At 68.5% G+C, this 10,727-nt stretch carries 8 protein-coding genes; 1 reads left to right on the forward strand and 7 read right to left on the reverse strand.

The features are described from left to right. Window positions 1–49: 49 nt before the first annotated feature. The 6 genes from pgl to tkt all read right to left on the reverse strand — a co-directional run bounded on the left by pgl (window position 50) and on the right by tkt (window position 8,277). A complete protein-coding gene (gene pgl / locus ACQFZP_RS04805) occupies window positions 50–805 on the reverse strand; it encodes a 6-phosphogluconolactonase (RefSeq protein WP_211890485.1) in 756 nt (251 codons plus the stop codon). Then, on the reverse strand, window positions 802–1,770 hold the full coding sequence (locus ACQFZP_RS04810; RefSeq protein WP_211890486.1) for a glucose-6-phosphate dehydrogenase assembly protein OpcA: 969 nt from the start codon (window positions 1,768–1,770) through the stop codon (window positions 802–804). The genes pgl and ACQFZP_RS04810 overlap by 4 nt, the downstream gene beginning before the upstream one ends. Next, window positions 1,767–3,308, reverse strand: coding sequence for a glucose-6-phosphate dehydrogenase (zwf, locus tag ACQFZP_RS04815; protein WP_104311910.1), 1,542 nt, complete (start codon window positions 3,306–3,308; stop codon window positions 1,767–1,769). Before zwf ends, ACQFZP_RS04810 begins: the two co-directional genes overlap by 4 nt. Window positions 3,309–3,415: 107 nt before the next feature. Further along, window positions 3,416–5,002 carry a glucose-6-phosphate isomerase gene (locus ACQFZP_RS04820; RefSeq protein ID WP_211890487.1) on the reverse strand — a complete coding sequence of 529 codons (1,587 nt, stop codon included), beginning with the start codon at window positions 5,000–5,002 and terminating at the stop codon, window positions 3,416–3,418. Between the two features lie 10 nt (window positions 5,003–5,012). Further along, window positions 5,013–6,131, reverse strand: coding sequence for a transaldolase (gene tal, locus ACQFZP_RS04825; RefSeq protein WP_179556764.1), 1,119 nt, complete (start codon window positions 6,129–6,131; stop codon window positions 5,013–5,015). Between the two features lie 55 nt (window positions 6,132–6,186). Beyond that, window positions 6,187–8,277, reverse strand: coding sequence for a transketolase (gene tkt / locus ACQFZP_RS04830; protein ID WP_104311907.1), 2,091 nt, complete (start codon window positions 8,275–8,277; stop codon window positions 6,187–6,189). Between the two features lie 244 nt (window positions 8,278–8,521). On the opposite strand from tkt, the gene ACQFZP_RS04835 reads away from it, so the two are divergent. Continuing rightward, window positions 8,522–9,424 carry a heme o synthase gene (locus ACQFZP_RS04835; RefSeq protein ID WP_258068115.1) on the forward strand — a complete coding sequence of 301 codons (903 nt, stop codon included), beginning with the start codon at window positions 8,522–8,524 and terminating at the stop codon, window positions 9,422–9,424. A gap of 171 nt (window positions 9,425–9,595) precedes the next feature. Here the strand turns inward: ACQFZP_RS04835 and ACQFZP_RS04840 are convergent, their stop codons facing one another. Further along, window positions 9,596–10,561, reverse strand: coding sequence for a COX15/CtaA family protein (locus ACQFZP_RS04840; RefSeq protein ID WP_211890488.1), 966 nt, complete (start codon window positions 10,559–10,561; stop codon window positions 9,596–9,598). Window positions 10,562–10,727 lie beyond the last annotated feature (166 nt).

Below are 10,727 nucleotides of genomic sequence, written 5' to 3' on the forward strand. Positions count from 1 at the left end.
GAGAGCGCTGCTCTCGGCCGGAGCCATTGTCGTCTCGCCCGAAGTGGGGTCAGCCGAGGGCTTCCGCTGCGGCCGCATCGAGCAGCAGGAGCGTCTCGACGCGGCCGGTCGCAGCCCCGAGGGGGGATTCCTCAGCCGTGACCCCCTCCGTCGAAGCCAGTCGCACGGCCGACGCCTTCTCGGCACCCGTGACGACAGCCCAGACGCGAGCCGCCTCGCGGATGGCGGGCAGCGTGAGCGTCACCCGCTCAGGTGGCGGCTTCGGCGAGTCACGGATGCTCTCGACGAGCGCAGACGCGGTCTCGAGCCCGGGAGTGCCGGGGAACAGCGACGCGGTGTGACCGTCGCCTCCCGCGCCGAGGAGCACGAGGTCCAAGGAGGGGACGCCTCCCGGTACGCCATCCGCCGGAGGAACGATCGCTCGCAGCTCAGCCTCGTACGCGACCGCAGCGTCATCGAGAGTCTCGCCGCTGTCACTCGCCAGCGTCGCGTGCAGGCGTGCCTGCTCGAACCCGGCCGCACCCTTCAGCGCCTCTGCGACGGCGACGACGTTCCGGTCATCATGCCCGGTCGGGACGAAGCGCTCATCGGCGAACCACACGTGCACGCGCGTCCAGTCAAGCCCGGCTCGATCCATCTCGACGACGAAGGCGGGGAGCACCTTCGTCGCGACGGATCCACCGCTCACCGCGACATGCAGCTCTGCCGTGGTCGAGGCGACGAGCTCGACGAACCGGCGTGCAGCGTTCTCCGCGACCGCGGCGACAGAGGGCTCGACGTGACGGACCCGTGTCGCCTGCATCATTCGCTTCCCTCGCCGGTCTCCTCGGCCACGTGAGCGTGGGCTTCCGCCGCGGCGGCGGCAACTAGCACCTCTCCGAACACTCGGTCGGGTCCAAGCGATCGCAGCTCTTCAGCAAGCACGTCGGGGAGGTCTCGGACCGGCATCGGGATCTTCTGCTCCGGTTGACCTGGCTGTGTCAGCACGACCGCGGAGTCGCTCACACGCTCGAACGTGACGACGCCGCTCGGACGCGTGAGCTTGATCGCGCGCAGCTGCGCACGTCCGAGTTCCCGGTCCGTCGCCTGCGCGACGCGGACGGGAACCTGCAACGAGAGCTGCAACCACGCCGCCATGAGGAGCGTCGAGGTCTGCGAGGGGCGGCCGATGACCTCCACCTCCTGGATGGGCTCGTACGGGGGCTGGTCCAGCACGGCCGCGATCTGCGCGCGCCAGCTGGTCAGTCTCGTCCACGCGAGGTCGCTGTCTCCGTCACAGAACCCCGCCGCGAGCTTCGCCACGGTCTCCTCACCGTTTGGCGAGCTGCCGGAGTCGACGATGCGGAGCTGTGCGATGCGGCCGAGCGACGACGCGCTCGGTGCGCCGAGGGCGGAGTCCGGCCACCAGGCCACCACGGGAGCGTCGGGCAGGAGGAGGGCCTGCACCAGGGTCTCGGGGTCGTCGGAGGCGGGTCCGGAGACGTGGAGGACGATGACCTCGCTCGCTCCGGCGTCTCCACCGACCCTGATCTCCGCGTCCATGTTCGAGACCTTCGCGTCACGATCGACGACGTGGATCACGATGACGCGCATGGGATGCTCGCCGGAGGCCGAGTTCGCAGCGGCGATAGCTGCCTCGCCGCGCCGTTCGCCGGTGGAGATGACGAGGGTGAGCACGCGTCCGAGCGCGACTGCGCCGCCCTCCTCTCGCATGGAGACGAGTCGCTTCGAGACGGCCGAGGTCGTCGTATTGCCGAGTTCGATGATCACGGGCGCCTCCAGGTGCGGCCATCGCGGGCGAGCAGGGCTGTGGCCGAGGCCGGGCCCCAGCTGCCGGGTTTGTAGAGTTCGGGTTGTCCCTGGGTGGCCCAGTACTCCTCGACGGGGTCGAGGATCTTCCAGGAGAGCTCTACCTCCTCGTGGCGGGGGAACAGGGGAGGATCGCCGAGCAGCACGTCGAGGATGAGGCGCTCGTAGGCCTCCGGGCTCGACTCGGTGAATGCGTGTCCGTAGCCGAAGTCCATGGTCACGTCCCGCACGTGCATGCCGGAGCCCGGGATCTTCGAGCCGAACCGGATCGTGACGCCCTCATCCGGTTGAACCCGGATGACCAGCGCGTTCGGTCCGAGCGAGGTGCGCTGGGCTTCGTCGAACAGGTACAGGGGGCCCTGCTTGAACGTGACGGCGATCTCGGTCACGCGACGACCGAGCCGCTTGCCCGTGCGCAGGTAGAACGGCACTCCGGCCCAGCGACGTGAGTCGAGCTCGACTCGGAGCGCCGCGTAGGTCTCGGTGGTCGACTTGGGGTTCATGCCGTCCTCTTCGAGGAACCCACGCACGAACTCTCCGCCCTGCCAGCCGGAGCCGTACTGGCCTCGAGCCGACGCGAGCGACAGGTCGTGGGGGAGGCGAACAGCCGCGAGGGCCTTCTCCTTCTCCTGGCGGAGGTCCTTCGCGTTGAAGGACAGCGGCTCCTCCATGGCGGTGAGGGCGAGCAGCTGCAAGAGGTGGTTCTGGATGACGTCGCGTGCAGCGCCCACGCCGTCGTAGTAGCCGGCGCGGCCGGAGACGCCGATGTCCTCGGCCATCGTGATCTGGACATGGTCGACCGTGTTGGCGTTCCACAGCGGCTCGAACATGGAGTTCGCGAAGCGCAGCGCGAGGATGTTCTGCACCGTCTCCTTGCCGAGGTAGTGGTCGATGCGGAAGATCGCGTCGCTCGCGAAGACCGACTCGACGATGCTGTTCAGCTCGCGCGCGGAGGCCAGGTCGTGGCCGAAGGGCTTTTCGATGATGACGCGCCGCCACGAGTCCTGGCGTTCCTCGGCGAGCCCGGATCGGCGCAGCTGAGTCGTCACCTCTGGGAAGGAGCGGGGCGGAATCGAGAGGTAGAACGCATGGTTGCCCCGCGTGCCCTGCTCGTTGTCGAGCTCGTCGAGGACGACCTTGAGGGAGTCGAACGAGGCGTCGTTGTCGAACTCCCCGGAGACGAAGCGGATGCCTTTGGCGAGCTGCGTCCAGACGTCCTCGTTGAAGGGCGTCCGCGCGTGCTGCTCGACGTTCTCCTTCACGAACGCGCGGAACTCGTCGTCGGACCACGGCCGACGAGCGAACCCGACGAGGCCGAACGACGGGGAGAGCAGACCGCGGTTCGCGAGGTCGTAGACCGCCGGGAGCAGCTTCTTCCTGGAGAGGTCTCCCGTGACTCCGAAGATGACGAGACTTGAGGGTCCCGCGATGCGGCGCAGGCGCCCATCGTCGATGGACCTGAGGGGGTTGTTGTCCGCGCTGATGTCGACTGGCGTCACAGCGTCGCCTCCTTGTTTTCTAGGCACGGGTTGCGTGCTCCCGTGTGTGTCCTGCAGACACGAGCGCGGGGATGCGATGGTGCTCGCATCCCCGCCTCGCTGATCGGTTAGCGCGAGATGGCGCCGAGGAGCGCGTCGAGTCCGCTGCCGGATTCGCCGAGGTCGATGCGCAGCACAGGCTGCGCGTGCGACTCGAGCACGGAGGCATCACCAGCGGCCTGCGCCGAGATGAGCGTGCCGAAGGTGAACGGACGCTCGGGGATCTCGAGGTCGTCCTTCTCTCCGGACGTGATCTGCAGGAAGGCGCCGACCTTCGGGCCGCCCTTGTGGAACTGCCCGGTGGAGTGCAGGAAGCGCGGCCCCCACCCGAAGGTGACGGGACGTCCTGAGCGCTTCGCGAGCTCGTCGCGAAGCGCTTCGAGTGCGCCGAAGCGATTCCGGTCGACATAGGCCTGCACTGAGAGGTAGCCGTCCGCTGGGATGAGGGCCACGAGTGCGTCGATGGCCCCTTCCAGCGTGCTCTGCCCGGCGACGACGGTCTCGCTGCCGCGCACCTCGACGCCCTCCGCGACGAACGCGGCAGGCGTGGGCTCCGGTGTCGCTTCCAGGAGTCCGCGTGCGGCGACCTTTGCCGACTCGACGTCGGGCTGGTCGTAGGGGTTGATGCCGATGACGGCGCCCGCGACAGCGACAGCGGTCTCCCAGAGCACGAACTGGCCCCCGAGCGAACCGGAGACGGTGATGTCGTCGCCCGCTGCCGGGGTCGACTCAGCGTCGGCAGCCACGCGTACGAGCTGCAGGTCGGCCGGGCGAGCGTCGATCTCCGGAGCACCTGGGGTGAGGACGACGGGCAGGATGCCGAGGTCGTCCTTTCCGGTCGACTCGGCGATGAGCTGCTCGACCCAGTCGCCGAAGCCGACGATGGATGTGCCGTCGTCGACGATGCCGAGGAATCGCTTCGCGGCGATCGCGGCGCCGAGGACGAGGGCAGGGTTGCTCTCGTCGTCGATGGCGACGGCCGTCGCGGCGACGCCGGCGTCATCGAGGAGGGCGGCGATGTCGACGCCCGCCAGCCCGGAGGGCACGAGGCCGAACGCTGTCAGCGCCGAGAAGCGTCCGCCGACGTGCGGGTCGGCCAGGAACACGCGGTAGCCCGCCGCCCGAGAGGCTTCCTCCATGGGCGAGCCGGGATCGGTGACGATCACGACGCGGCCGGCCGGATCGATGCCGGCCGCTTCGAATGCGCTCACGAACGCTCGGCGCTGCGAGTCGGTCTCGACCGTGGAGCCGGACTTGGACGACACGACGATCGCCGTGCGCTCCAGGCCTTCCTCGACTGCTGCACGAACCTGTGCTGGGTCGGTGGAGTCGAGCACGACGAGCTCGACGCCCGCGGTGCGCGTGATGACCTCGGGGGCCAGGGACGATCCGCCCATCCCGCAGAGCACGAATCGGGTGATGCCTGCCGACGCGAACTCGTCCCGCAGCGCGATGATGCCGTCGACCAGTTCGCGCGAGACCTCGTGCGCGCGCGTCCAGCCGAGGCGGATTGCCGATTCGGCCTCGGCTGCCGCACCCCACAGGGTGGCGTCCTGCGCGAAGAGTCGCGACGCGAATCGCTCGGCGACGAGCTCGCCGACCTTCGCGGTGGCCGCTGCGTTCGCGGCACCCGCGGTGCTGACCTTGATGCTCACGGCGGTTCCCCTAGGCCTTCGCCGCGGCAGCCTTGAGCTGCGAGTCGACGGTTGCCTTGAGCTCCTGCCAGGAGACGATGAACTTGTCGACGCCCTCGGTCTCGAGCTGCTCCGTGACCTCGACGTAGCTCACGCCGAGCGCCTCGAGTTCGTCGAGCGTCGTGTTGGCCGCGTGGGCGGTTCCCGCGACGGTGTTGCCCGTGATGACCCCGTGGTCGGCGACGGCTTCGAGCGTCTTCTCCGGCATCGTGTTGACCGTGTTGGGCGCGACGAGCTCGGTCACGTAGAGCGTGTCGGGCAGCGCCGGGTCCTTGACGCCAGTGGATGCCCAGAGCGGGCGCTGCACGTGCGCGCCCTCGGCGAGCAGCAGCTTCGCGCGCTCGCTCGAGAACTCCTCTTCGAAGGCTGCGTAGGCGAGGCGGGCGTTCGCAAGAGCAGCACGGCTCTTGAGCGCGGTCGCCTCGTCGCTCCCCGCGGCCACGAGTCGCTTGTCGATCTCGGCGTCGACGCGCGAGACGAAGAACGATGCGACGGAGCGGATCGTCGACAGGTCGTGCCCGCGCTCCTTGGCCTGCTCGAGACCGGACAGGTACGCGTTCACGACCTCGCGGTAGCGGCTGAGGCTGAAGATCAGCGTGACGTTGACGCTGATGCCGGAAGCGATGACCTCCGTGATGGCCGGGAGGCCTTCGACGGTCGCCGGGATCTTGATCATGGCGTTCTTGCGGTCGACCGTGGCCCAGAGTCGCTTGGCCTCCTCGATCGTCGCTGCGGTGTCGCGGGCGAGCTCGGGGGAGACCTCGATCGAGACGCGCCCGTCGAGGCCGTCAGTGGCCTCGTAGATCGGCAGGAAGAGGTCGCACGCGGAGCGCACGTCGTCAGTGGTGATCTCGAAGATCGCCTCGTCGATGCTCGCGCCGCGGGCCTGGAGCTCGGCGACCTGCGTGTCGTACGCGTCGCCCTTGCTGAGGGCGCCGGCGAAGATCGTCGGGTTCGTCGTGACGCCGACGATGCCGCGTTCGGCGATGAGGCGCTCGAGCGCGCCCGACTCGAGGCTTGAGCGCGAGAGGTCGTCGAGCCAGATGCTGACGCCGGCCTCGGCGAGTGCTGCTGTGGGTGTTGAAGTCATTGTTGGTGTTCCTTCGCGTAGCTGATGAGGAAGAGCGGTGATTCGCAGGGGAGCGCTACTGCGCGAGCGACTCGAGCGCCGCGTCGACGACGGCCTCTGCCGTGATGCCGTAGGCCTTGTAGAGCTCCGGCTGGTCTGCGGATGCGCCGAACGTCTCGATCGAGATGCTGCGGCCCTTGGGTCCCACGAACTGGAGCCATGGCAGTGCGAGCCCTGCCTCGATGCTCACGCGAGCCTCGACGGCAGCTGGGAGGACGTGCTCCCGGTAGGCCGCGTCCTGCTCGGCGAACCACTCGAAGCTCGGGACGGACACGACGCGCGTGGGGTGTCCTTGCTCCTGGAGCGTCTCACGTGCTTCCAGCGCGTACTGGACCTCGGAGCCGGTGGCGAGCAGGATGACCTCGGGCGTGCCGCCGGAGGCTTCCGCGAGGACGTAGGCGCCTCGCTTCGTTCCGGCGGCGGAGCCGAACTCCTGCTCGTTGGCGTCTCCGGATCCGCGTGCGATGACGGGGAGGTCCTGGCGCGAGAGGATGAGGCCGGTCGGGCCGCCTCGGCGGCTCACGACCTCGAGCCAGGCCGCCGCCGTCTCCGGTCCGTCCGCTGGGCGGACCACTGCGAGGTTCGGGATGGCGCGGAGCGCCGTGAGGGACTCCACGGGCTGGTGCGTCGGGCCGTCGCCACCGAGGGCGATGGAGTCGTGCGTCCACACGAAAATCGACGGGATGTTCATGAGCGCAGCGAGGCGAACGGAGGGACGCATGTAGTCGCTGAACATCAGGAACGTGCCGCCGAACGCGCGAGTCTTGCCGTGCAGTGTGATGCCGTTGAGGATCGCGCCCATGGCGTGCTCGCGGATGCCGAAGTGCAGCACCCGTCCGTAGGGGTTGCCGGTCCAGCTCGACGTCGAGAACTGCGAGGGGATGAAGGACGCGGCCCCGTTGATGGTCGTGTTGTTGGAGCCGGCGAGGTCGGCCGAACCGCCCCAGAGCTCCGGGAGCTGGGCTGCGAGTGCGTTGATGGCCTCGCCCGACGCCTTGCGGGTGGAGACCTTGGCGACGCCCGCGAAGTCTGGCAGCGCGTCGGCGATGCCCTCGGGCAGCTCGTCGGCCTCGAGTCGCTCGAGCAGCTCGGCGCGCTCGGGGTTCGCGCTCTTCCAGGCGTCGAAGCTCTGCTGCCACTCAGCGCGCACCGGAGCCGCGCGGTCGGCGAGTCCTCGCGTGTAGGCGAGCACGTCATCGGCGACCTCGAAGCTCTGCTTCGGGTCGAATCCGACGAGGCTCTTGACCGCCTCGAGCTCGGTCTCACCGAGCGCCGAGCCGTGGATGCCGCCGGTGTTCTGCTTGGTCGGGCTCGGCCAGCCGATGATGGTCTTCAGGACGATGATCGACGGGCGCCCGGTCTCGGCCTGGGCCTGGAGCGTCGCGTCGTGCAGTGCGGAGAGGTCCTCGTGGTACTGCTCGCCCGCGGTCCAGTCGACCGTCTGGACGTGCCAGCCGTAGGCCTCGTAGCGCTTGGCGACGTCTTCCGTGAAGGCGATGTCGGTGTCGTCCTCGATGGAGATCTGGTTGGCGTCGTAGAAGACGATGAGGTTGCCGAGCTCCTGGTGGCCCGCGAGCGAGGAGGCCTCGCTCGTCACGCCCTCCTGCAGGTCGCCGTCGCTGGCGATGACGTAGACGCGGTGGTCGAAGGGGCTCTCCCCGGGAGCGGCCTCGGGGTCGAAGAGTCCGCGTTCGAAGCGCTGCGCGTAGGCGAAGCCCACTGCGGAGGCGAGCCCCTGGCCGAGTGGCCCCGTCGTCATCTCGACGTGGTCGGTGTGGCCGAACTCCGGGTGGCCCGGCGTCTTGGAGCCGAGCTGGCGGAGCTGCTTGAGGTCGTCGAGCTCGAGACCGAAGCCGCCCAGGTAGAGCTGGGTGTACTGGGTCAGCGAGGAGTGTCCCGCCGAGAGGATGAAGCGGTCGCGACCGATCCAGTGGGGGTCCTTCGGATCGACCCGCATCACGTGCTGGTACAGCAGCGTCGCGAGGGGGGCGAGGCTCATCGCCGTGCCAGGGTGCCCACCCTTCGCCTTCTCAACTGCGTCCGCCGCCAAGATCCTTGCTGTGTCGACTGCACGTCGATCGAGCTCAGACCACTCAAAATTCGTCACACTGCGTCCCGTCGTCGTTGGGAAAGGGCCGCCTCACAGCCTATCGCCACGTCGGGTCCGCGCGGGAGGAACGGCATCCAGTTCTCGGTCATGTTTCTCCGTGCGACGGGCCTCACGGTCCGCGACGGCAGCTGTGACCGGCTGGCACGCCCCGGAATGGGGAGCCGTTCTCGGCGAGACCAGATAGAATTGCCAGGAGATTTCGAGCGAAGAGGACTTGGTGGCTTTGTCTGTCGATGAACTAGTGGCTGTCGCACCCCCGCAGCGAGCGACGTTGGGGCGCAAGGCGAAGGCCTACCTGGCGCTGACGAAGCCGCGCATCATCGAGCTCCTCCTCATCACGACGGTGCCGACGATGTTCCTGGCGCAGGGCGGCGTGCCGAACCTGTGGCTCGTCCTCGGGGTCGTCCTGGGCGGCGCCATGTCCGCAGGCAGCGCAAACGCCTTCAACTGCTACATCGACCGCGACATCGATCGCCTGATGAAGCGCACCGCGAAGCGTCCCCTGGTGACGGGGGAGCTGACTGACCGCGAGGCTCTCGTCTTCGCGTTCGCCCTCGGCATCCTGTCAACGGTCGTGCTGTGGCTTGTCGCCAACCCGCTGACTGCGGCGCTCTCCGTCGGCGCCATCCTGCTGTACGTCGTCTTCTACACGATCGTGCTCAAGCGCCGCACCGAGCAGAACATCATCTGGGGCGGCGTCGCGGGCTGCATGCCCGTCCTCATCGGCTGGGCCGGCGTCACGAACTCCCTCAGCTGGGCGCCGTTCGTGCTGTTCGCCATCATCTTCCTCTGGACCCCGGCCCACTACTGGCCGCTCTCCGTCAAGTACCGCGACGACTACGCGAAGGCGAGCGTCCCGATGCTGTCGGTCACCGAGGGGGAGCTGTCGGTCTCGCTGCAGACCGTGCTCTACGCCTGGGCGACGGTCATCTGCTCGCTCCTGCTCGTCCCGATTGCGGGCATGGGCTGGCTGTACACGTCCGTCGCTGTGCTGTCGGGTGCGTGGTTCCTCTACGAGGCGCACGTGCTCTACTACCGCACCATCACGGGCAAGGGCGGGAAGCCGATGAAGGTCTTCCACCTCTCCATCACGTACCTCACGCTCGTCTTCGTGGCAGTCGGCATCGACCCGCTGATCTCCTAGTGCGGGGCAGCAGCCATTGAGATCGGCCCGGCGGAGCATCCCTCCCGCCGGGCCGATTTCGCTGTTCCCGCTTCTCCCCGAGCTGCAGGCCCACCGTCGTCTGAACGAGAAAGCCCCGGCGAGACACGGTCTCGTCGGGGCTTCTCTGCACTCGGCTCGAAGCCAGCGAGGTCAGGCGCGTTGCGGGCGTCCTTCGCGGCGGATGGTCGCCACCGCGGTCGTGGCGACAGCGATGGTCGTGACCGAGAGCACCATGTGCACGATCACGAGGGTGATGGGAAGGCCTGTGCGTGCCTGCCAGATGCCGACGCCCGCCTGCGCGACGATGAGCGCGAGCAGGCCCAGCGAGACCTTGCGGGTGGCCGGGAACCTCCGCACCGCGGCCAGAACGGCGAACGCGAGGGAGCAGGCCAGCAGGATGTACGCGGGCCAGGAGTGAACGTGCTGCATGACGACGGGATCGAGCCCGTTCCTCGAGGCCGCCGAGTCTCCCGCGTGCGGACCGGATCCCGTGGTCAGCGCGCCGACGAACACCGTCACCCAGACCCACACGTTGACCACGACCGCGAGCGTGAGCACGAGACCCGCCCGGCTGACGTCGAGTCGCGTTCCGACCTCGGGGACCGGCTCGCCGCGTCGCACCCGGAAGAGCAGGACGGCGGCGATCGCGACGATGAGGCCGGAGATGAGGAAGTGGAGGCCCACGATGTCCGGGTTGAGGCCGGTGAGCACGGTGATGCCGCCGACGATCGCCTGGACGATGATCAGCACGCCGATCGAGAAGGCCGGAACGGCGAGGCGCATCCCGCGCGGGCGCACCCTCAGGACCGCCAGGAACAGCAGGAGGGCGATGACGCACAGGATGAACGTCAGCAGACGGTTCCCGAACTCGATGACACCGTGGATGCCCATCTCGGGCGTGTTGATGAGCGATTCGTCCGTGCAGTACGGCCACGTGGGGCAGCCCAGACCCGAACCGGTGAGTCGGACGAGCCCGCCCGTGCCGACGATGGCGATGTTCGCGATCAGGCTCGCCCACGCCAAGAAACGCGTGTAGCGCGTGATGCCGGTGGGCATCACGCGCGCACGGATGGCGTCCGCTCGTGAGGGACGGACGGGAGCGACTTGCGCGGTCACGAGTTCCTTTCAGACGCCTGGCTTGTCTGGCGTAGGATAGAAGGTGTTGTCTTCGCTCGGGACGTGTGCCCGAATCGCGGCGCAGGGAACAATGGAGGCCCTTCGCGGGTTCCATTCTACGAGAGGTAGACGCACGCCGTCTTCCCGAGCGACCGCGGGCCCACCG

Origin of the sequence: Pseudoclavibacter sp. Marseille-Q434 (assembly GCF_050315415.1) — a bacterium.
Lineage (GTDB): Bacteria > Actinomycetota > Actinomycetes > Actinomycetales > Microbacteriaceae > Pseudoclavibacter.